Source organism: Ferrimonas balearica DSM 9799 (assembly GCF_000148645.1).
Taxonomy (GTDB): domain Bacteria; phylum Pseudomonadota; class Gammaproteobacteria; order Enterobacterales; family Shewanellaceae; genus Ferrimonas; species Ferrimonas balearica.
This window is the reverse complement of record NC_014541.1, coordinates 1,374,620-1,396,115: the sequence shown is the minus strand read 5'-3', so window position 1 is coordinate 1,396,115 and position 21,496 is coordinate 1,374,620. Positions and strand designations below refer to the sequence as shown.

General features: G+C 61.6%; 17 protein-coding genes. 11 read left to right on the top strand and 6 right to left on the bottom strand.

Translation table 11 applies throughout. From position 1 onward, the window contains the following. Window positions 1-158: 158 nt before the first annotated feature. A complete protein-coding gene (locus tag FBAL_RS06400) occupies window positions 159-2,963 on the top strand; it encodes a TonB-dependent receptor domain-containing protein (protein ID WP_013344763.1) in 2,805 nt (934 codons plus the stop codon). A gap of 67 nt (window positions 2,964-3,030) precedes the next feature. Next, window positions 3,031-4,383 carry an alkaline phosphatase gene (locus tag FBAL_RS06395; RefSeq protein WP_013344762.1) on the top strand — a complete coding sequence of 451 codons (1,353 nt, stop codon included), beginning with the start codon at window positions 3,031-3,033 and terminating at the stop codon, window positions 4,381-4,383. A 43-nt stretch (window positions 4,384-4,426) separates the two neighbouring features. Here the strand turns inward: FBAL_RS06395 and FBAL_RS06390 are convergent, their stop codons facing one another. After that, a complete protein-coding gene (locus tag FBAL_RS06390; protein WP_013344761.1) occupies window positions 4,427-5,080 on the bottom strand; it encodes a cupin domain-containing protein in 654 nt (217 codons plus the stop codon). A gap of 183 nt (window positions 5,081-5,263) precedes the next feature. On the opposite strand from FBAL_RS06390, the gene FBAL_RS06385 reads away from it, so the two are divergent. The 3 genes from FBAL_RS06385 to FBAL_RS19520 all read left to right on the top strand — a co-directional run bounded on the left by FBAL_RS06385 (window position 5,264) and on the right by FBAL_RS19520 (window position 10,403). Continuing rightward, entirely contained in the window at window positions 5,264-6,850 is a 1,587-nt protein-coding gene (locus FBAL_RS06385; protein WP_013344760.1) for a M28 family metallopeptidase, read from the top strand. A gap of 182 nt (window positions 6,851-7,032) precedes the next feature. Further along, entirely contained in the window at window positions 7,033-8,697 is a 1,665-nt protein-coding gene (gene asnB / locus FBAL_RS06380; RefSeq protein WP_013344759.1) for an asparagine synthase B, read from the top strand. 227 nt (window positions 8,698-8,924) lie between these two features. Continuing rightward, a complete protein-coding gene (locus FBAL_RS19520) occupies window positions 8,925-10,403 on the top strand; it encodes an EAL domain-containing protein (protein ID WP_148226708.1) in 1,479 nt (492 codons plus the stop codon). Window positions 10,404-10,409: 6 nt separating this feature from the next. Here the strand turns inward: FBAL_RS19520 and ybaK are convergent, their stop codons facing one another. Continuing rightward, window positions 10,410-10,880, bottom strand: coding sequence for a Cys-tRNA(Pro) deacylase (gene ybaK, locus FBAL_RS06370; RefSeq protein ID WP_013344757.1), 471 nt, complete (start codon window positions 10,878-10,880; stop codon window positions 10,410-10,412). A gap of 95 nt (window positions 10,881-10,975) precedes the next feature. Further along, window positions 10,976-11,743: a DeoR/GlpR family DNA-binding transcription regulator gene (locus FBAL_RS06365; RefSeq protein ID WP_041251208.1), complete on the bottom strand. Its 768-nt coding sequence runs from the start codon at window positions 11,741-11,743 to the stop codon at window positions 10,976-10,978. Between the two features lie 232 nt (window positions 11,744-11,975). Here FBAL_RS06365 and ltnD point away from each other — a divergent pair, with 232 nt between their 5' ends. From ltnD to FBAL_RS06340, 5 genes are all read left to right on the top strand, one after another. Beyond that, window positions 11,976-12,887, top strand: coding sequence for an L-threonate dehydrogenase (gene ltnD, locus FBAL_RS06360; RefSeq protein WP_013344755.1), 912 nt, complete (start codon window positions 11,976-11,978; stop codon window positions 12,885-12,887). Then, on the top strand, window positions 12,884-14,152 hold the full coding sequence (otnK, locus tag FBAL_RS06355; protein WP_013344754.1) for a 3-oxo-tetronate kinase: 1,269 nt from the start codon (window positions 12,884-12,886) through the stop codon (window positions 14,150-14,152). Before ltnD ends, otnK begins: the two co-directional genes overlap by 4 nt. Then, window positions 14,149-14,802: a 3-oxo-tetronate 4-phosphate decarboxylase gene (gene otnC, locus FBAL_RS06350; protein ID WP_013344753.1), complete on the top strand. Its 654-nt coding sequence runs from the start codon at window positions 14,149-14,151 to the stop codon at window positions 14,800-14,802. The genes otnK and otnC overlap by 4 nt, the downstream gene beginning before the upstream one ends. Next, window positions 14,795-15,574 (top strand): 2-oxo-tetronate isomerase, encoded by a 780-nt coding sequence (gene otnI / locus FBAL_RS06345; RefSeq protein ID WP_013344752.1) that lies wholly within the window; start codon window positions 14,795-14,797, stop codon window positions 15,572-15,574. Before otnC ends, otnI begins: the two co-directional genes overlap by 8 nt. An 82-nt stretch (window positions 15,575-15,656) precedes the next feature. Further along, complete coding sequence (locus FBAL_RS06340; RefSeq protein ID WP_013344751.1) at window positions 15,657-17,129, top strand: GntP family permease; 1,473 nt, start codon at window positions 15,657-15,659, stop codon at window positions 17,127-17,129. A 73-nt stretch (window positions 17,130-17,202) separates the two neighbouring features. On the opposite strand, the gene FBAL_RS06335 is transcribed toward FBAL_RS06340, so the two are convergent. From FBAL_RS06335 to hutX, 3 genes are all read right to left on the bottom strand, one after another. Continuing rightward, window positions 17,203-19,395, bottom strand: coding sequence for a TonB-dependent hemoglobin/transferrin/lactoferrin family receptor (locus tag FBAL_RS06335; protein ID WP_013344750.1), 2,193 nt, complete (start codon window positions 19,393-19,395; stop codon window positions 17,203-17,205). 194 nt (window positions 19,396-19,589) lie between these two features. Continuing rightward, window positions 19,590-20,135: a pyridoxamine 5'-phosphate oxidase family protein gene (locus tag FBAL_RS06330; protein WP_013344749.1), complete on the bottom strand. Its 546-nt coding sequence runs from the start codon at window positions 20,133-20,135 to the stop codon at window positions 19,590-19,592. Continuing rightward, on the bottom strand, window positions 20,132-20,647 hold the full coding sequence (gene hutX / locus FBAL_RS06325; protein ID WP_013344748.1) for a heme utilization cystosolic carrier protein HutX: 516 nt from the start codon (window positions 20,645-20,647) through the stop codon (window positions 20,132-20,134). Before hutX ends, FBAL_RS06330 begins: the two co-directional genes overlap by 4 nt. Window positions 20,648-20,805: 158 nt before the next feature. Here hutX and FBAL_RS20420 point away from each other — a divergent pair, with 158 nt between their 5' ends. Continuing rightward, window positions 20,806-21,495 (top strand): energy transducer TonB, encoded by a 690-nt coding sequence (locus tag FBAL_RS20420; protein ID WP_013344747.1) that lies wholly within the window; start codon window positions 20,806-20,808, stop codon window positions 21,493-21,495. Window position 21,496: the final 1 nt, after the last annotated feature.

The window sequence follows — 21,496 nt, the reverse complement described above, 5'->3', positions numbered from 1 at the left end:
GAAACGAGGGAAAAACAGAAACACCTGCCGTTGTCTCCCTGCCCCCAACCCGGGTTACTTGGAACCGCACCCAGGTTCTGGCCTCAATGCGAGCCTAATAACGAAATCGCCAGACCGTGGTTGGGTTGTTGCCATCCAACAGGACTCAGGGAGTCATCATGAAACCACATCGCATCGCTCTGGCTGTTACCACGGCCTTACTCAGCACCCCGTTGCTGGCGGCGGAGGACGCGTCCGGCGCCAACGAACCGGAACGCATTGAAGTCACCGGTACCCGGATTAAACGGGTTGACGTTGAGGGGGTCTCGCCCCTGACGGTCATCACCGCCGACGAGATCGCCAACTCCGGCCTCTCCTCCATCTCTGAAGTACTGGCCACCTCCATCGCCAATAACGGCGCCTCTTTCGACGGTGATGAGGCCTCCGGCTACACCACCGGCGCCAGCTCAGTGAACCTGCGCGGCATGGGCGCCAACCGCACCCTGGTATTGATCAATGGTCGCCGCCAAGCCGCGTTCCCCACCGCCGCCGGTGGTGTCGACAACTTTGTTGACGTCTCCGACATCCCCTCTGCGGCGGTGGACCGCATCGAGATCCTGACCGGTGGCGCCTCCGCCATCTACGGCTCCGATGCCATCGGCGGGGTGGTCAATATCTACCTGAAAAAGGAGTACGAGGGTGGCGACCTGAGCGCGCGTTACGAGGCTCCGGAAGCGGACGGCCGCGACCAGTTCACCCTCTCCTACACCCAGGGCTTTAACACCGAACGCTCCAACACCGTGCTGATGCTGGAGTACAAGAACGCCGAAGAGCTGCTGACCTCCCAGCGACAGGACTACTTTGCCGAAGGCCTTAACCGCATCTACAGCGCCACCGGCGACATCAGCGTGCCGCCCTACCTGGTGAATCAGGAAACCGGTGAACCCTGGGCCTGGACTGAAAACTGGGGCTGGGGGGACGCCCTGCCGTCCAGCTGGGGCGCCAACTTGTACGACTACGACGAGTTCTACCACGACGACAAATACAACTACAGCCAGGAGAGCTGTGAGGCGATTCTGGGTGATAAGGCGGTGTGGTACGACTACTCCTCCAGCCGGAAGTGCCGTTACGACAAGTACTCTGACCGGGGCCTTGAGTCCGCTTATGACCGGGTCAACCTGGTGCTGAACACCGAGTATGAGCTCAGCGATGACTGGTCGCTGTATGCCATGGTCAATGCATCCTACAAGGACAGTGAAAAGTACAAGGATGAGAAAGGCTTCGACCGCACCTTCTACCAGGACACCGCCACCGGCCGCATCGATTACAGCCGCTCCGGCATGGACGACTACGCCAAGTTCAAGGTGTATCGTCGGATGGAGGAGTTTCCGGGGCCGCGCATCTACGAATCCACCAACGAGAAATACAGCCTGGCGTTCGGCGCCAATGGCTACGTCGGGGACTACGAGCTGGACGTGTCCTGGTCATCGGGTTTCAACAAGTACTCCCGTGACTCTCAGCACATGATCGACGCCGCCGCTCTGCTTGATGTCATCAGCTTTGACCCCAACGAGTCCGACCCGAGCCGCTGGTACGTGCTGGATGTGATGACGCCGGAGCAGGCCGAGGCGATCATGGGCGTGTCCAGCAAGCGCTCTGAGTCCAGCATCCACCAGTTCACCACCACTCTGACCGGCGACCTGGTGGATCTGCCCTACGGCCCGCTGGCCTTCGCCAGCAGCATCGAGTGGGCCCGCGAGGACTACGAAGACATCCTGGATGACACCACCCAAAGTGGCGGCTACATCGGCATGGGGGGAACCGGTGGTGAAGGCGATCGTGACCGCTATGCGGCCGCCCTCGAGTTCCTGGTACCACTGCTGAGCAACGTTACCGGTGCCCAGCGTCTGGAGCTCTCTGTCGCCGGTCGTTACGACTACTACGACGATGAAACCGATGTGGGCGGCGCCTTCAGCCCTCAGGTTGGTCTGATGTACAACCCGGTTGAGAATGTCCTGGTTCGAGGCAGTTGGGGCCAGAGCTTCCGGGCACCGGACATGCACCGCATCTACGCCGGCGAAACCATCGGCTTTGGTGAAACCGAGTACGACCTGCCCAACGGCGAGGTGTATGAGGACAGCTACACCTCCTACAAGTCCGGTAATCTGGCGCTGGAAGAGGAGAAAGGGGATTACGCCAGCATCGGCATCGTCGCCAACCTCACCGACAACCTCGACCTGACCCTGGACTGGTGGACCATCGAACTGGATGGCGCCGTGCGCACCATCTCCTCCTCCTACATCTACAACGGTCCCAACGACTATAAGCCGGAGATGAACTACACCGGCCAGTACGACAACTGTGACCAGTTGCCGGATGTCGGCTTTATTTTGGAAACCGATGACAACGGCTTCGACAACCTGATGTGCATCCGTTCCGGCCCGATCAACGTCGCCTACGAGAAGTCAGAAGGGGTGGATGGCAGCCTGAACTACGCCCTTGAGGACACCGGCGCCGGTGACTTCAAGTTTGAGATCTCCGCCAGTTACCTGCTCAGCAAAGAGGTGAAGGACTTCGAGTTCAGCGAGCCGGAGGAGTACACCGAAACCGAGTACTTCCCGCACTGGAAGGGCAAAGCCAGCATCAACTGGAGCCTTGAGGACCTGTCCGCCAGCCTGAGCTACTACTACACCGGCACCGCCGAAGGGGTCGACCTGTTCGACTACTACAACAGCGCTGGCGACAACATCGAAGAGATGCAGACCGATAAGCTGGCCGCCTTTGGCCGCCTCAACCTGTCGATGCGTTATGGCCTGCCCTGGGATGGTTCCGTCCGGGTTGGGGTCAACAACCTCACCGACGAGTTGCCCCCCTACTACAACGTGCGCAACACCGAGCATGACTCCTTCCCCTTCTACCGGGAAGACCGTGGCTACTCCATGGTGGGCCGCAGCTACTACCTGAGCTACAGCCAGAAGTTCTGATGTCCCAGCGGCCCCGCAACGGGGCCGCTTATCTCCCTCACCCGACGGCTTCACTAAGGACGTAACGATGCCTCTGATTCAGCTTGCCCGCCGGGCATGGCTGGTGCTGGTGCTGTTGTTGTGCGCCAGCGCTCAGGCCAGCGATGGCCCCCGCAACATCATCTATGTTATCGGCGATGGTATGGGTCCCGCCTACACCACCGCCTACCGCTACTATCTTGCAGGGGCGCCAGGCAACGAGGTGCCCCGCACCGTGTTCGATCGACTGACGGTAGGCAGTGCCAGCACCTACCCGGATGACGACACCTTTGTCACCGACTCGGCCGCCGCCGCCACCGCCCTGGCCACAGGCCACAAAAGCTATAACGGTGCCATCGGCCAGGATCGCAATAAACAGCCCCATGACAGTTTGCTCACCGCCGCCAAGCAACGGGGCATGCGCACCGGTCTGGTGGTGACCGCACAGGTCACCCACGCCACCCCGGCCAGCTTTGTGGCCCACGCCGACTCCCGACGCGATTACGATCAGATCAGCCCACAGTTTCTGCAACAGAGCAGCGCCGATGGCGGCCCCCTGCTCGACCTGATCCTCGGCGGTGGCCAACGCTATTTCCCAATGACTCCCGGCGGTCTGGGCGAGCAGATGCAGCAACGGGGCTACCACTACATCGACAACCTTGATGACCTGCCCCAGCTGACCGAACTGCCGGTACTGGGCCTGTTTGCCGACAAGGGAATGCCACACGCCATCGATGACGACCGCCCCGATCGCCTGCGCCGGATGCTGGAGCAGGCCCTAACCCTGTTAACCCCCGACACCCCCGACGGCTGGTGGCAGCAGCTGCGCCAAAGCTGGTCACCCGAGCCGGGCTTTTTTCTGATGGTGGAAGGCAGTCAGATCGATTGGTGTGGCCACGGCAATGACATCGCCTGCGCCATGGCGGAGATGGCTGAGTTTGCCAGCGCCATTGAGCTGGCCGAAGCCTACGCCCGACAGCATGGGGATACCCTGGTGGTCATCACGGCAGACCACTCCACCGGCGGTCTCAGCCTGGGCCGGGATGGGCACTACCAATGGTTGCCACAGCGGGTGAAAGAGGTGCATCGCTCATTGGATTGGCTGCTGACTAACGCCTACCGGGACGATGTCACTCTGGCAACCTTATGGCCAAAATTTGCCAGCGTCACTCCGACCGCCGAGCAGTTTGCCCAGTGGGAAGGGATGAGAACGGATCGGGACGCGCTCTACGACAGTATTCAGCAATGGGTGAGCAGCCGCAGCCATACCGGCTGGACCACCGGAGGCCACACCGCCGTGGATGTGGCCGTAATGGCCACCGGACCCGGTGCCGAACGCTTTATCGGTCATCATGACAACACCGAATTAGCCACGCTGTTGTGGCAATTGCTGCCCCGCTGAGGGACAGCCCCTGGACCTTGCCCGGAGCCCGCTCCGGGCCTTTTTACCCCTGCTTCAGATAGAGCACACAGCCGGTGCGACTGCGAGGCTGGTGGCAATATCCCGGCGGAAGCTGAATGAAACAGCCCTCATCGTAACGTCCCTGCTCATCCTCCACGGCCCCCTCCAGCACATAGATCTCTGCGCCCGCGCTGTGACATAGCGGCGATAACTCGGTGCCGGGGCGCAGCTGGATCAGGCTGATGCGTTCATCAAACCCTGCCTGTCGATACAGTTGCTTGCGGAACACGCCGGGACGATCCAACGCCTGCCAGGCCATCTGTCCGGTATCCAGTGCCAGTTGCTGCCGCCCCTGCCCCGGATACTGGCGCAATTTCACCAATAACAGACAGCCCGGCTCAGAGAAGGGACGATGGCCACTGCCATCGGGATTCAACAGATAACTGCCGGCGGGATAATCACCGTGCTCGTCGGAAAATACCCCCTCCAACACCAAGATCTCCTCCCCATCGGGGTGATAGTGGCGGTCGAAGTGGGAGGCGGGGCGGTAACGCACCAGAGAGGTCACCATACCGGACTCCGCCGGGCCACTGTGCTTCAGGCGTTTACGTACGACGCCATCGGCCGGACTTGGGGTCCAGTCCAGCTGCTTGGCGTCGATCACCAGCGGAGAATCCAACAGATCGCTGGGAGACATAAGGCACTCCTCCTGTATTCGGTATGCAGGGTTTTAAGCACAGGGCGTAGCTAACGTTAGACCGCCAAAGGCCCGAAACAGTTGCACACAATTTGTTCATCCCCGGTGCGCTTTACCCCCGCACGTCGCTCGGGCATGCTAGTTTGCTCACACCACGCCAACATAACAATAACGAGATCAAGGATGTTACGACTGACCGCCTGTGTGGCATTGCTGGCTCTGACCGGTTGCAGCCAGGTTCCCACTGCTGCCCCATTTGCCTTTGACGAAACCCGTGTCCGGGCCGATATCCAGGAGCTGGCCTCCGACCGCTACCAGGGCCGCCTGCCCACCACAGAGGGGGAAACCCTGACCCTCGACTACCTGCAAAAACAGTTTAAAGCCATGGGTCTGGCACCGGGCAATGGCGACAGCTACCTGCAGGCGGTGCCCATGGTGCGACACACCACCGCGAGCGCCAATCTGAGCATTGGCGGTGAATCCTACCGCTACCTCTACGACATGGTAATGAACAGTTTTACGGCCCAGCCGGAACTGACGATCAGCGCCAGTGAGGTGGTGTTTGTCGGCTACGGCATCCACGCCCCAGAGTATGGCTGGAACGATTACGAGGGACTGGACGTGCGCGGTAAAACCGTGGTGATGCTGGTCAACGACCCCGGCTTCGCCAGTGCCGACCCGGCCAAATTCAAAGGCACCACCATGACCTACTACGGCCGCTGGGACTATAAGTTTGCCGAAGCGGGTCGGCAGGGGGCCGCTGCCGCCCTGATTGTGCACGACACCCAACCCGCCTCCTACCCCTGGCTGGTGGTGCAGAACAGCTGGACCGGCACTCAGTTGGGGCTGGCCGGTGTCAATGACCCCCACCCCACCGTCGAGGGCTGGATCAAGAAGGACGCCGCGGCCCGGCTGCTGGCCCAGGCGGGCCTGGACCTGGACGCACTGAGTGCTCAGGCGCTGCAGGGCCCGACCCATCAGCCCCTTGGACTGGAGGCTGAGGTTCAGCTGAGTCAGACCATTGAGCACGCCACCAGCTACAACGTGCTGGCCACCCTGCCCGGCAGCGATCGCGCCGACGAACAGGTACTCTATACCGCCCACTGGGACCACATCGGCATGCAGGGGGATGAGATCTACAACGGCGCCATGGACAACGCCTCGGGCCTGGCCAGCATGATGGAGATCGCCCGGGCCTATGCCGCCGGCCCTACCCCCAAGCGCAGCGTCACCTTCCTCGCCGTCACCGGTGAGGAACAGGGCCTGCTGGGCAGCCGCTACTACGCTGCCAATCCGGTATTCCCGCTGGAAAAGACCGCCGGGGTATTCAACTCCGACAGCACCAACATCTACGGCCCCACCCGCGACTTCACCGTGGTGGGGCTGGGTCAATCCAGCCTAGAGCAATACCTGCTGCCGCCGCTGCAGGCCCAGGGGCGGGTGCTGTCACGGGAATCCAACCCCGGTGCCGGGGGCTACTTCCGCTCCGACCATTTCAGCTTTGCCCAGAAAGGGGTGCCCGCGTTGTTCGCCGGGGGCGGCCGCGAGGCGATGAATGACGAGGTGGCGGCCAGCCGCACGGCGGTGATGGCGTTGATGCAAGGCTGCTACCACAACCACTGCGACACCTACCGCCCGGAGTGGGATCTGCGCGGTGCCATGCAGGATATCGAGGTGTATTACCGGGCTGGCAGCGCGCTGGCCAATGACGACCGCTGGCCCGGCTTTATGGCGGACAGCGAGTTTCATACCCTGCGACCCGCGCTGTAAGGGCAAGCACAATACCGGCCGCCATGGCCGGTTTTTTTTCGTATTAACCTCATACAGATAACCTGATGTGGTCAGCACATAAACGCCGCTGATAGCGGGCTTCGCGGTGTTTGGCAAAGTCTGACAGGCCGTGGCATGGTGACTTTTCGACCCCTGTTTCCCCCTCCCAAGGAGCTGCCTGTATGTGTGGGATCTTCGCCATCCTGGATCTCAAAACCGATCCGCAAGCGCTGCGCCAGGACGCCCTGCGTCTGGCCAAAACCCTGCGCCATCGTGGGCCGGACTGGTCCGGGATCTACGCCGATGAGCAAGCCATCCTGGCCCATGAACGCCTCGCCATCGTCGACATCGACAATGGCGCCCAACCGCTCTACAGCCCGGATGGCAACCTGGTGCTGGCCGTCAACGGCGAGATCTACAACCACCGTGAACTGCGTGAGGAACTGAGCGTCGGTTACGCCTTCCAGACCGGCTCCGACTGCGAAGTGATCCTGGCCCTCTACAACAAGTACGGCAGCCAGTTCCTCGACAAGCTCAACGGCATCTTCGCCTTTGTCCTGTGGGACAAGGCCCGCGGCCGCTACCTGATTGGCCGCGACCATATCGGCATCGTTCCGCTCTATCAGGGCTTTGATGAACACGGCAACCGTTACGTTGCCTCCGAGATGAAGGCACTGGTGCCGGTCTGCACCCGGGTGGAGGAGTTCCTGCCGGGTCAGTTTTACGACAGCGACAAGGGCAAAGCCGTCACCTACTACCAGCGCGAATGGCGCGACTTCGAGGCGGTGGCCGACAACCCCGCCAGCCGGGACGAACTGCGCCAGGCACTGGAAGCCGCGGTTAAGCGTCAACTGATGTGTGACGTCCCCTATGGCGTGCTGCTGTCCGGCGGACTGGACTCCTCCATCACCTCTGCGCTGGCAAAGAAATATTCTCAGCGACGGATTGAAGAGGATGAAACCAGCCCGGCCTGGTGGCCCCAACTGCACAGTTTTGCCATTGGGCTGGAGGGCGCGCCGGACCTGAAAGCCGCCGCCGAAGTGGCTGACCATCTGGGCACCGTGCACCACGAACTGAACTTTACCGTGCAGGAGGGGATCGATGCCCTGCGCGATGTGATCTACCACCTGGAGACCTACGACGTCACCACCGTCCGGGCTGCCACGCCGATGTACCTGATGGCGCGCATGATTAAGGCGATGGGGATCAAGATGGTGCTCTCCGGTGAGGGGTCAGACGAGCTGTTTGGCGGTTACCTCTATTTCCATAAAGCCCCCAATGCCCAGGCGTTCCATGAAGAGACGGTGCGCAAGCTCGACAAGCTGCATCTGTATGACTGCCTGCGCGCCAATAAGGCGATGGCCGCCTGGGGTGTGGAAGCTCGGGTGCCCTTCCTCGACAAAGCGTTCATCGACGTCGCCATGCGCCTTAACCCTGAGGCCAAGCTGATCACCGAGGGGCGGATTGAGAAACAGGTGCTGCGCGAAGCGTTTGCACACTACCTGCCGGAATCGGTGGCCTGGCGTCAGAAGGAGCAGTTTGGCGACGGCGTGGGCTACTCCTGGATTGACCAACTCAAAGTATTTGCAGACAACCAGATCAGCGACCAGGAGCTGGAGAACGCCCACTTCCGCTTCCCCTACAACACTCCGGACACCAAGGAAGCGTATCTCTACCGTCAGCTGTTTGCTGAGCAGTTCCCGCTCGACTCTGCGGCAGAGTGTGTGCCCGGTGGCAAATCGGTGGCCTGTTCCACGCCGGAAGCGCTGGCCTGGGACGACAGCCTGCGCAACATCACCGATCCCTCCGGCCGTTCAGTGCAATCGGTACACCAGTCCAGCTACTGAACCGGAAGACCGGGGCGGCATTGCGATGCCGCCCTGGCCTTTATGTTATTGATAGGTAAACACTTGCCTAACGCAGTTCAAGTAAAAGATGAAGCCAGCTTTTGGCAAAAGTTACGGTCAGATCACCCCTTAACGTTTAAGTTTCATTAGTTTGATCTCACCGCTTGCCGCAACCGCGAGCGACTCATAGACTGCGCCGTCGTTCCTCGTTCCGGTGTGGTACCGTGTTGCTCCCTAAACTCCGTTCGCTCTGTCATGAAGCCCTGCGCTGCAGCTGGGATGCCCTGCTGCTGATGCTGCTTGGCCTGGCATTGCTGGCGCTGCTGGCGCCACTGGATCTGAGCTACCGCACCGGCCAATACCTGGATTTTGCGGTGGACCGCTCCGCCTACGTGTTAAAGCGTATGGAAAACACCCGCGAGCGTTGGCCCGACCGTTTCACCGCCTGCGATGCCGAGTTGCTGGATAAGCTGCTGGTGCGCGCCCAACACTCCAGCCTGGCCAACGACTACGCCTACATCAGCGATGAGATTGGCTTTTGTCGCGCCGCCAACAATAACGAGATCACCCCCTACGACTACCAGCTGGCGCTGAGCAATCCCATCAAGCCGGGCTTCTATCTGGCGCGCAAAACCACCCTGTCCGGCGAGCTGTACCTCTTTATGGTGGAGCTCAGTCCCGGCCACTACGTGATGGGCAACACCAATCGCCAGACCCTGACCGACATCATGCTGCCCTCAGACCCGGCCCGCTTTATGGCCCGGGGCGAACTGCGCTACCGAAAACAGCCCTTCCTGCTGTTCGGCGACACCGACATGACCGACCCGATGGAATACCGGTATATCCGCACCAAGGGGCCCATCTCCGCCGAACTGGTACTGCCCAGTGGCCAGCTGGGCAATACCCTGAAGTCCTGGCTGTCTGTGGTGGGCGTGCCCTGGCTGGCGATGAGTTTTGCCCTGCCGATGTGGTGGCGTCGTAAGCGCAGCCTGCAGGGGCTGTACCTCAATGACATTGAGCTGTGCTATCAGCGCGGCGAGATCTACCCGGTTTACCAGCCGATTGTGGATGCCATGACCGGCGAGGTTCTGGGCTACGAGCAGCTGGCCCGCTGGCAACACCCTTCCGAAGGGTTTGTGCCGCCCAACCTGTTTGTCACTCTGCTGGAGCGCCACCAACGTCTGAATGGCCTCACCACCCACCTGCTCAACCAGGCGTTACCGCTGTTGCAACCCAGCCAGTACCTGAGCCTCAACCTGACCCTGGACCAACTGGCTGGCCAGGATCTGGAGAGCTGGCTGGTGCCGGTGCTGAAGCAGCGCGGACTGAGCCCGGCCCAGATTGTTATTGAGATCACCGAGCGCGACCCGCTGCAGGGCGCCGACACGGTGGCCAGCCTGGTGCGCCTGCAACAAGCCGGATTCCGACTGGCGCTGGACGATTTTGGCACCGGTCACAATGACCTGGGATTTCTGGGCCAGTTCCGGCCGGACCTGATTAAGATCGACAAGAGCTACACCCAGGCCATCGGCACCGGTGGCCTGAAAGCCACCATGCTCGAAGCGATGATCCAGATGGGGGTGGATTCGCGGATCCCACTGGTAGTGGAAGGGGTGGAAACCGAAGCGCAGGCCGAATACCTGCGCCAGAAAGGGGTGGCGATGATGCAGGGTTACTTCTTTGGTCGCCCTGCACGCTGTGAGTAGGGGCGCTTAACCGCGCCCCACCGGGCCCAGACTGCCGCCGGTCAGTTTCAGCAGATCGGCGGGGGCCAGCTCAATCTCCAGGCCACGACGTCCTGCCGAGACGCAAATGGTGTCAAACTGACTGGCGCTGTCGTCCAGCACCAGTGGCAGACGCTTCTTCTGCCCCAGAGGACTGATGCCGCCCACCACATAGCCGGTGGCTTTCTCTGCATCGGCGGGATTGGCCATCACCAGTTTCTTAGCCTTAACCGCTTTGGCCAGCGCCTTCAGATCCAGCTTGCCCGCCACCGGCACCACCGCCACATACAGCTTGCCCGCGTCATCCGCCGCCAACAGGGTCTTAAACACCTGCTGAGGGGATTTTCCCAGCGCTTCGGCCGCCTCCAAACCGTAGGATTCCGCCGCCGGGTCGTGGTGGTACTGATGGATTTGATGGGGGACTTTGGCCTTTTTGGCCGCGTTGATGGCAGGGGTCATAGTGCAGCAGTTTCCGATAGAACAAGAAGCAGAATGATACGCCCGATGACCCGCTTCGTCCCCCACCCAGCGCACATTTGCCAACCCGCCAGAGCTCAGCTGACGCCAACCGCCACCCACTCGACGTCTTCTGCCGCCAGCCGCTCCTGATAGGCGGCGGGCAGGTCGGGGTCGCTGATCACGGCATCGAACTCGGCGGTTTCCATCGCCATAAAGGTGCCGGTGCGGCCAAACTTGCTGGAATCACACACCAGCACCGACTGGCGCGCCACCCGGGCGATGGCCCGCTTCACCATCACCTTGTCCTGACTGGGTGAGGAGATGCCACGGGGGTTCCAGCAGGACGCCGAGATAAAAGCGAGGTCGATATTGAGGCCGCGCAGAAAGCGGGCCGCCAGATCGCCAACGCAGGAGTGGTTATCGCGGTCAACCAGCCCCCCGGTGTGGTAAAGCTGGCCCTTGCCATGTTCCGCCAGGTAACCGGCGATAAAGAAGTCATTGGTGACGATCAGCAGGTCGTCCCGGTCCGCCAGCACCTTGGCCACCTCCAGCAGGGTGGTGCCCGCATCCAGGTAAACCGTGGCCCGCGGTGGCACCCGGTCACGGCACGCTTCGCCGAGCGCCCGTTTAATGCCCTGGTTCTGACTGGCCTTGACCAGGTGCCCCAGCTCTTCGCGCACCGCCTGCATCCGCTGCACACCGCCCGCCACCGAGAACACCTCGCCCTTCTCCTCCAGCTTGGCGATGTCACGCCGTACCGTCATGTGGGACACCGCCAGCAGCGCGGTCAGTTCGGCAATCGAGAGGATCTCCTGCTTATCGAGCAGGGCCAGGATGGTGCGTTGGCGTTCAGCGGGGATCATAAACCGGGTCATTCTGTGAAAAGTTGTGAAAGTCTACCTCAGCCCATGCCTCCTGCCCAGCCGGTAAGACCAACTGACACGGCATTTGGGGCGAGATCACATTTCCTCACTCGCCACCGAATGCAAAGCCACCAACATGTGAATTCCTGTGATAATCGCGCCCCAAATTCCCTGCCCAACGGGGTGCAAGCCAAAACCGTTGCGGCATTCACAACTTTTCACAGGGATCAGCATGACCTCCTACTCCGTTGCCGTCATCGGCCTGGGCTCCATGGGCATGGGCGCCGCCCAATCTTGCATTAACGCTGGCCTCGCCACCTACGGTGTGGACCTCAACGAGCAGGCGCTGGCCACCCTGAAAGCCAATGGTGCCACCGCCGTCGGCACCGATGCCAAAGCCTTTGCTGAACACCTCGACGCCGTACTGATGCTGGTGGTGAACGCCAAACAGGTGAACACCATCCTGTTTGACCTGGGCCTGGCCGACGCGCTGAAGCCTGGCACCGCTGTGATGGTGTCCGCCACCATCTCCGCGGACGACGCCAAGGCGATTGCCGCGGGCCTGGAACAGCGCGGCCTGCTGATGCTGGACGCCCCGGTATCCGGTGGTGCCGCCAAGGCCGCCGCCGGTGAGATGACCATCATGGCCTCCGGTTCTGAAGCGGCTTTTGCCAAGCTGCAGCCGGTACTGGATGCCACCGCCGGTAAGGTGTACACCATCGGTGCCGAGATCGGTCTCGGCGCCACCGTCAAGATCATCCACCAGCTGCTGGCCGGTGTTCACATCGCCGCCGGTGCCGAAGCGATGGCACTGGCCGCCCGCGCCGGCATCCCGCTGGACACCATGTACGAGGTAGTGACCAACGCCGCCGGCAACAGCTGGATGTTTGAAAACCGCATGAAACACGTGGTGGACGGTGACTACACCCCCACCTCCATGGTCGACATCTTCGTCAAAGACCTGGGCCTGGTGGCGGACACCGCCAAAGCGCTGAAGTTTCCGCTGCCGCTGGCCAGCACCGCCTACAACCAGTTTGTGAACGCCTCCAATGCTGGCTACGGCCAGTGGGACGACTCCGCCGTGATCCACAGCTTCCAGGGCATCGAGCTGCCGCTCAACGTGACCCCGGAGGCCAAGGCATGATCCGGGTCGGCGTGATTGCAGACGACTTTACCGGCGCCACCGACATCGCCAGTTTCCTGGTGGCCAACGGCCTGCGTGCCGTGCAGTTCAGTGGCATCCCCCAGGGCGATGTGACGCTGGATACCGATGCGGTGGTGATCAGCCTTAAGTCCCGCTCCTGCCCGGTGGACCAGGCGGTGACCGACTCTCTGGCTGCACTGGCGTGGCTGAAACAGCAGGGGGCCGAGCAGATCTACTTCAAGTACTGCTCCACCTTCGACAGCACCGCCGAGGGCAATATCGGTCCGGTGACCGATGCCCTGATGGAGGCGCTGGATACCCCGCTGACCATCCTCTGTCCGTCACTGCCGGTGAATGGCCGCAGCGTTTACATGGGCCACCTGTTTGTGGGTGAGCAGTTGCTGTCCGACTCCGGCATGAAGGATCACCCGGTGACCCCGATGACCGACAGCTCCCTGATCCGCCTGATGAACGCACAGGCCAAGGGCACCACCGGTCTGGTGAACGCCAGCGTGATCGACGCGGGTGTCGAGGCGGTTCAGGCGCGTTACGCCGAACTGCAGGCTCAGGGCCACCGCTATGCCGTGGTCGATACCCTGAACGAACGCCATCTGGAAACCCTCGGACAATCCGTACAGGGCATGGCGCTGGTCACCGGGGGTTCCGGCCTGGCGCTGGGCATCGCCCGTAATCTGGCGCCCGCAGGGGCCAACGCCAGCGACACCCAGGCTGCGGGTCAGCCCCAAGCCGGCCGCACCGTGGTGCTGTCCGGTTCCTGCTCGGTGATGACCAACGCCCAGGTGGCCGCCTACCGCGCCGAAGCCGAATCCTTGGTGCTGGATGTGGAAGCCTGCCTGAACGACGCCGGCTACGTGGAGACCCTGCTCAACTGGGTACTGCCCCGTCTGGATAACGCTCTGGCCCCGATGCTGTACGCCACCGCCGAGCCGCAGAAGCTCAAGGCGATCCAGGCCCAGTACGGTGCAGAGCAAGCCTCCCACGCGGTGGAGCAGACCTTTGGCCGATTGGCCGCCCGTCTGAAAGCGGAAGGGGTCACCAACTTTATTGTGGCGGGGGGCGAAACCTCCGGCATCGTCACCCAAAGCCTCAATGTGGAAGCCTTCCACATCGGCCCGCCGATCGCTCCGGGGGTGCCCTGGGTGCGCGCCGTCTCCGAGCCCATCAGCCTGACCCTCAAGTCCGGCAACTTTGGCCAGGAGCGTTTCTTCTTCGACGCCCAGGCGATGATCCCGGAGGCGAAATGAATCTGGCAGCACTGCACCAGCAGGAACAAGCCCTGCGTCAGCAGATGGTGGAACTGGGCCGCTCCCTGTTTGCCCGTGGCTACGCCACCGGTGGCGCGGGCAACCTTTCCGTCAAACTGGCCGACAGCACCATTCTGGCCACCCCGACCGGCGCCTCATTGGGCCGGCTGCAGGCGGACACCCTCTCCAAAGTCAGCCTGGAGGGCGAACACCTCAGCGGTGACCGCCCCTCCAAAGAGGTTCAGTTTCACCTGGCGATGTACCGCGCCAACCCCGACTTCGGGGCGGTGGTGCACCTGCACTGCACCCACCTGACCGCGCTCTCCTGCCGCGCTGACCTCAACCCGGACAACGTGATTCGCCCGTTCACCCCCTACTACGTGATGCGGGTGGGCAAGCTGCCGTTGGTGCCCTACTACGCCCCCGGTGCCAGCGAGATCGCCCGTGATCTGGCCGCGCTCTCTGCTGACCACCGCGCCATGCTGCTGGCCAATCACGGCCCGGTTGTGACCGGCACCAGCCTGATCAACGCGGTGGACAACATGGAAGAGCTGGAAGAGACCGCCAAGCTGATGCTGATGCTGGAAAACCAGCCGATCCGCTACCTCACCGAAGACCAAATTTCCGAACTGGAGCGCCGTTATGGCTAAGTTTGCTGCCAACCTGACCATGCTGTTCACCGAAGTGCCCTTTATGGAGCGCTTCGCCCACGCCGCCGACGCTGGCTTTGACGCGGTGGAGTTCCTGTTCCCCTACGACTTCGACAGCGGCGAACTGGCGGAGCAACTGGCCATTCACGGCCTGGAGCAGGCCCTGTTCAACATGCCCCCGGGCAACTGGGACGCCGGAGAGCGTGGCATGGCCGCCATCCCGGGTCGCGAAGCGGAGTTCCGCGCCAATGCCGAGCAGGCCCTGGCTTACGCCCTGGCGCTGAACTGCAAAAAGGTGCACGCCATGGCCGGCATCGTCGACAGCCAGTACGACTACGACGCCCACCGCGCCACCTTTATCGACAACCTGCGCTGGGCCGCCGACCTTTATGCCGAGCACGGCATCACCATCCAGATTGAACCGCTCAATGACCGTGATGTGCCCGGCTACTTCCTGGCACATCAGATGGAAGCGGTAGAGCTGGTGGAGGCGATCGACCGCGCCAACGTGAAGGTGCAGCTCGACCTCTACCACGCCCAGATCATGGATGGCGACCTGTCCCGCCTGATAGCGCAGATGGGCCAGCACATTGGCCACGTCCAGATCGCCTCCGTGCCGGAGCGCCACGAACCCAGCGAAGGCGAGCTGAACTACCCGCACCTGTTTGAGGTGCTGGACCAGCACTACGACGGCTACATCGGCTGCGAATACAAACCGCGCCACAGCACCGCATTTGGCCTGGGTTGGGTGAAACCCTACCTGGCGAAATAACCAGAAAAAAACCAAGCAAAACGACGCCGGGCGCACAGCAGCCCGGCGCAACCTTAAATAGAGAAGAGAAAAAGGTACCTTCATGGAAACCACTATCATCGGCGTTGTAGCGGGTCTCGTGGCTCTACTCGCCATGGTGTTGAAAACCCGGATTCACATCTTCCCGGCGATGATCATCACTGCGCTGATCATTGGTCTGTTGGCCGGCATGACGCCGAATGACCTGACCGCCGCCCTCACCTCCGGCTTTGGTGGCACGCTGTCCTCCATCGGCCTGATCATCGGCTTCGGCGTGATGATGGGCGCCTGCTTCGAAGTGTCCGGCGCCGCCAAGCGCATGGCGCGCACCTTTATCAAGCTGTTCGGTAAAGGCCGCGAAGACATCGCCCTGGGTTTCACCGGTGTGCTGGTTTCCATCCCGGTATTCTGTGACTCCGCGTACGTACTGCTGCAATCCCTGGTGCGCGCCATCTCCCAGAACATCGGCAAATCCATGGTTGGCCTGGGCGCCACCCTGGCCATCGGCCTGTTGATCACCCACGCCATGGTGCCGCCGACGCCGGGCCCGGTAGGCGTTGCCGCCCTGCTGGGTGTGGACCTGGGTTCCTACATGGTTTGGGGCCTGATCGTCTCCATCCCGATGATGCTGGGCACCATCTTCTACACCCGCCGCGTGGGTGAGAAGTACTACCGCGTACCGGCGGAAAACGGTGAGTGGATCACCGAGCCGACCCTGTTCAAAGGCGTGAAAGAGATGAGCGCTGACGAAGAGGCCAAGCTGCCGAGCAACTTCCTCTCCTTCGCCCCCATCCTGCTGCCCATCGCACTGATCCTGATCCGCACCCTGGTGGGTGGCCCGGCAGAAGGCCAGGACCCGACCCTGCTGCACCACACCATCGACCTGGTGGGTCACCCGGTGATCGCCGTGGGCATCGGCCTGCTGATCGCCCTGTACGGCCTGACCTCCAAGATGCCCCGTGAGGAAGTGATTCAGTCCATGGAAGCGGGCGTCTCCTCCACCGGCATCATCCTGCTGGTCACCGGTGCCGGTGGTGCCATGGGCGCCGTACTGCGTGCCTCCGGTGCCGGTGACGTGATCGCTGAAAGCATCGCCGCGACCGGCCTGCCGCCGATCCTGGTGCCGCTGGCCATCGCCTCCCTGCTGCGCCTGGCTCAGGGCTCCGCCACCGTGGCCATGATCACCGCTGCCACCATCACCGCCCCGATGGTGGCCGGTCTGGGTCTGGAACCGGTGTTTGTGGCCCTGGCCTGTGCCGTGGGTTCCATCGGTTTCAGCCACTTTAACGACTCCTACTTCCACGTTGTGACCCGTACCCTGGGTGTAGACGACACCAAAGCCCAGATGGAGATCTGGTGTGTGACCGCCATGATCGCCTGGGCCATCGGTGCCACCATGGTGACCGCCCTGAACCTGATGTTCGGTTCCGCCGGCACCCTGTTTGACGTGGTCATCCCGGTTGCCACCCTGGCCGGTCTGCTGCTGTGGGTGAAGAAGCAAGGCGCTGAGGCCCCGGCCGTACCGGCCAAAGCCTGATCCCTGGTTCTGACTCAAACGCAAAAAGCCCCCGATGTTCGGGGGCTTTTCTTTTGGTTCAACAACGGCTTAATCAGAAATCAAACTTCACACTGACGTTGAAGTTGCGACCCGGTTGGGTGTAGCGATCCATATAGCTGCGACCGGCTTCCATCCCCGCCACATCCTGCCACTGGATGTAGACCTCATCGAACAGGTTCTCCACGCCCGCACGCAGAGTCAGATTTTCCATCGGCTTGTAGTAGGCCAACAGGTCCACCACGGTGTAGGAGTCGGTGGCAAAGGCCTCTTGCGGATTGCCCATAAAGTCGGTGGGCGGCGCAATGTCATCGCTGTCTTTGGCGGCGCTGTAGGTCAGGTTCAGTGCCCCACCCCAGCGCTCAGAGCTGTGGTCATACGCCAGGCCAATCACCGAACTCCAGGGATTCACCGAGTTGAGCGGGCGCTCAGCACTGTCAGCATCGTCTTTGCCTTCCCCATCCGCGTAGGCCACCGCCAGGTTCATCACCCAGCCCTCCGGCGCCCCCATGGCATCCAGCCACAGCTCGGCGGACAGTTCCGCCCCCTTGATGGTGGCTTCTGCCACGTTGTTGTACTGGAACAGGCCATAGGGGTAAGCCGGATCACCGTAGGCGACGGTCTGCTCAATGAAGTCCTGGTAGTCGTTGTAGAAACCCACCAGCTCCATGGCGCCGTAGCTGCCACTGAGGCGCAGGCCCAGCTCATAAGCGTCGCTCTGCTCCGGGTCCAACTCCGAGTTCGGCAACAACGCGTAGCCCCGACCACTGTCCTCGGCGTAGTACATCTCCTTCAGATCCGGCGCCCGGAACCCCTGGGCGTACTGACCAAACACCGCCACGTTATCGCTGATCTGGTACAGCGCGCCAAGACGCCAGGTCACCTTATCGCTCTTGTGGTCCTCAAAGGTCTCCGGGTAGTGGTAGAGGTCATCCTTGTTGGGGGTCATCCGGAAGTTGTCGTAACGAACCCCCGGGGTGATCCGCAGGGCGCCCCACACCATCTCATCCTGCAGATAAATGCCGTAGCTGGTGGCATCGGCTTTCGGTACGTAGCGGGACTCGGTGACGTCGCCCGTGGCGTACACCGTGGTGGTGTTGTGATTCTCCAGTGAGCGGTCTTCGTATTCCGCACCGTAGCTGAAGGTGTGGCTGATGGCACCGGTGGTCAGCGACTTATGCAGGTCCAGAGTAAAGCCCAGACGGTCCTCATCGTACTGTCGGTCAAGACGACGATCACCAGTGTACTGGTACCAGTTGTAGGTGGTTTGCGTGGTCTCGCTCTGCTGCCAATCCAGCTGCCATTTGAGGCGGTCAAACAGCAGGGTGTCTTTGTCGATGCGATGGTACAGGCCAAGGCGCAGGCGGTCGGCACTGTCGTCGGAGCGCTGGTTGGCGTAGGTCACGCCCTCTTCACCGGGGGCACCATCGTTTTCGGTCAGCAGGTCGCTTTCACTCTGCTCAGCGTAGAGATCCGCCACCAGGCCAATCTCGTGGTCTTCAAAGCCTTTGTAGATCAACTTACCCAGCAGGCTGTCAGAGCTGATGTCGAGCGGGTTTGGCTGGGTACGCTCATCACTGATGCCCCCTTGGGTGCCCTGGTTATCCAGCTCATGACCGTCACGACGGGTGTACTGAAGCAGGGCTTCCAACCCACCGGTGCGGCCCGCCAGAGCCAGGGTTTCCGACCAGGTTTCACTGTCGCCGTGGTAGGCCACCTTGGCGCTGCCGCCAAAGCGGTTATCGGGGCCCAGGTAATCAGCGGGGTCCTTGGTGGTGTACGCCACCACGCCGCCAAGGGCGTCTGAACCGTACAGGCTGGACGCGGGGCTTTTGATGATCTCCACCCGTTTCAGGGTATCCACATCGACGAAGTTACGACCGGCACGCATAAACTCGGTGCCCGAATCGTACTCGCTGGGCTGATCAACACCGTCGATCAGGATCTTGACCCGGTTGCCCTCAATGCCGCGAATGTTGACGCTGCTGCCACCGAAGCGACCGCTGCCCGACACGCTGACGCCCGGCTCATATTTGACCAGGTCGGCCACGGAGGCGGCCTGCTCGCGCTCAATCTTCTCCTCAGTGATCACCACCATGCTGGCGGGGACGTCCTGGGCCTTCTGTTCCTCACCGCGGCTGGCAGACACCACCACCTGATCGAACTGGGTAACCGGCACGGCCTCAGCCATCACGGACGGGCTGATGGCCAGCAACACGCTGACGGCTACCTTGGAAACCTTAACCATGGTTCACGCTCTCCTTGAATCCCACATGCAAATGCGAACGATTTGCATTCTAGTGATCGTATAGTGAGCAAGTAAACCCTTTTCTTCTGTTTTTAACCATTTGTTTTAATTGGCATTTTTTGACATGCGCCAAAACCGCCAGTTAAGGCGGTTCGGGCATGTATTGCTGGAAATGGGGGGTCAGATTTCAGCGCTTACGCCGCATCCTCTTCACTGATGTTGCCGCCATGGCCCTTTTCCCGCATCCACTCAAAGCGGTTCAGCTCCGCGCCATAGACCACAAATGCCTGGCCAAAGCCTTTAACGTAACGCCCCTCCTCCGGCACCAGCAGAAACAGGTGGAAGTCGGTCAAGGCCGACAGGTTGTCGATCATCTCACCGAAGCGGGTACGCAGGGCATCAACGCCGTTCTGCCAATCGCCAGTGCCACGTTCCACCAGGGTCACTCCGGCATCCATCGTGAGGCGCCGTCGGGCAAACAGGTGCCGACTCTCTGACTCATCTTCCAGCAGCATCATGGACGCAGTAGCCTGGCGTTTCAGGTTGGCGCTGTGCTTGGCCAGATCACTCACCAATACCCAGATCCCCTGCTCTGTCCAGGCGAAGGGGCAGTAGCTGGCGTGGGGGTCACCCTGCTCGTCACTGGTCGCCAGCTGCAGAGTTTTGCGCTCCGCTTTGAATTCGGCCACCTCTTCGCTCAATTTGCTATCGAGGCGCTGCTGCTTGTCGTCTTGACTCATGATTCGACCTTTTCCGGTTGGGCTTTGGAACGGTATTGGGCAAAGCGCTGCAACTGCTCAGGCAGCAGCTTGCGCGCCTTATCCCGACCCAGGAAGAGCTTGAATACCAGCTCACCCCGGTGGGTGAAGAATTGGAAACTGTGGCTCTCGGCGCCCCGGTGGGCCCGGCTGACCAGGTAGATGCTGCCGACGTTATCGAGCTTCAGATGGCCCTCGAAGCCATGCTTGCCCATCAGGTTGTAGTAGCCGTAGGCGCTTTTGCCTTTCGGAAAGGGGCACTTGAACTCAAACACGCTGCCACCGGCAAATACGATGGTGGTCATGGGGCCCCACTCCGGCAGCTCTGCCAGCAGTTCATCCAACAGGTCGATGTCCAACGGCACACTCATGTTGTCGGGCAGGGCCGCCACCACACTGGCTTCGCTCACCCCAAGGTCCAGCGCCAACTGAGATGTGGTGGCGCCGGGGCTGGCATCAAGCGCCTTGGCTACCGCCTGTTGCAGTTCAATCATGTTACCTCTCCTGAAACGGCACCGGCGGTGCATCCACCGGTACAACAAAATCGATTGATACGATCTAAATCGAAATCGATCTCATTTGCAATAGCATTCAAACGATCACATACTCAGCCCCAATCTGAACTTTCACTCACCGATGCCGTAACACTGCGATGCACACTGATACGTCCTGGCTCTGGCCCGCCCTGCTGCTCACACTGGCGCTGCACGCGCTGCTGCTGATGCCAACACCGCCACTGGTGCTGCCCAAGCCGGGCGTCACCAGCATCAGTCCCATGGCGGTCTCCCTGTTAGCGGAAGCGGCCCTGCGTCCGGCCAAGCCCACGCCGCCGAAAGCCGCTCCAGAACCGAAACCGGCGCCCCGGCCCAAACCGCAACCTAAACTTGAGCCCAGACCGGAGCCCAAGCCTCAACCGGTCGTCCAGCCAAAGCCTCGACCGGTAGCCCCCTCCACTCCGGTTGCTCCCCCGCCAACCCAAGCGATGGCTGTGACAGAACCCATCCCCACAAACGACACGCTGGCAGAAGCGGCGCAAAGCGACCAGGCCCACCCTGAGCCCAACGCCGCACCGCCGCTCCAGGGAAAGCCCGCCCTGACCGCGCCTCCGGTGCAGCCGCGCTACCCCAGAGCCGCCAAGCGGCGGGGCTTACAAGGCGAAGTCTGGATCGAGGTATGGCTCGACAGCCACGGCCAGCAAACCCACATCGAAGTACTGACCAGCTCCGGTGTAACCCAACTGGATGACAGCGCCCTGGTGGCCGTCGCCCAGTGGCAGTTTGCCCCCATGCCCGGGGTGGATGAGTCCCGGGTTCGGGTGCCGGTGCGCTTTGAACTGAACTGAT

Coding starts and splice junctions, on each gene's coding strand:
- FBAL_RS06400 (WP_013344763.1), top strand. CDS start 159: ATGAAACCACATCGCATCGCTCTGGCTGTTACCACGGCCTTACTCAGC.
- FBAL_RS06395 (WP_013344762.1), top strand. CDS start 3,031: ATGCCTCTGATTCAGCTTGCCCGCCGGGCATGGCTGGTGCTGGTGCTG.
- FBAL_RS06390 (WP_013344761.1), bottom strand. CDS start 5,080: ATGTCTCCCAGCGATCTGTTGGATTCTCCGCTGGTGATCGACGCCAAG.
- FBAL_RS06385 (WP_013344760.1), top strand. CDS start 5,264: ATGTTACGACTGACCGCCTGTGTGGCATTGCTGGCTCTGACCGGTTGC.
- asnB (WP_013344759.1), top strand. CDS start 7,033: ATGTGTGGGATCTTCGCCATCCTGGATCTCAAAACCGATCCGCAAGCG.
- ybaK (WP_013344757.1), bottom strand. CDS start 10,880: ATGACCCCTGCCATCAACGCGGCCAAAAAGGCCAAAGTCCCCCATCAA.
- FBAL_RS06365 (WP_041251208.1), bottom strand. CDS start 11,743: ATGATCCCCGCTGAACGCCAACGCACCATCCTGGCCCTGCTCGATAAG.
- ltnD (WP_013344755.1), top strand. CDS start 11,976: ATGACCTCCTACTCCGTTGCCGTCATCGGCCTGGGCTCCATGGGCATG.
- otnK (WP_013344754.1), top strand. CDS start 12,884: ATGATCCGGGTCGGCGTGATTGCAGACGACTTTACCGGCGCCACCGAC.
- otnC (WP_013344753.1), top strand. CDS start 14,149: ATGAATCTGGCAGCACTGCACCAGCAGGAACAAGCCCTGCGTCAGCAG.
- otnI (WP_013344752.1), top strand. CDS start 14,795: ATGGCTAAGTTTGCTGCCAACCTGACCATGCTGTTCACCGAAGTGCCC.
- FBAL_RS06340 (WP_013344751.1), top strand. CDS start 15,657: ATGGAAACCACTATCATCGGCGTTGTAGCGGGTCTCGTGGCTCTACTC.
- FBAL_RS06335 (WP_013344750.1), bottom strand. CDS start 19,395: ATGGTTAAGGTTTCCAAGGTAGCCGTCAGCGTGTTGCTGGCCATCAGC.
- FBAL_RS06330 (WP_013344749.1), bottom strand. CDS start 20,135: ATGAGTCAAGACGACAAGCAGCAGCGCCTCGATAGCAAATTGAGCGAA.
- hutX (WP_013344748.1), bottom strand. CDS start 20,647: ATGATTGAACTGCAACAGGCGGTAGCCAAGGCGCTTGATGCCAGCCCC.
- FBAL_RS20420 (WP_013344747.1), top strand. CDS start 20,806: ATGCACACTGATACGTCCTGGCTCTGGCCCGCCCTGCTGCTCACACTG.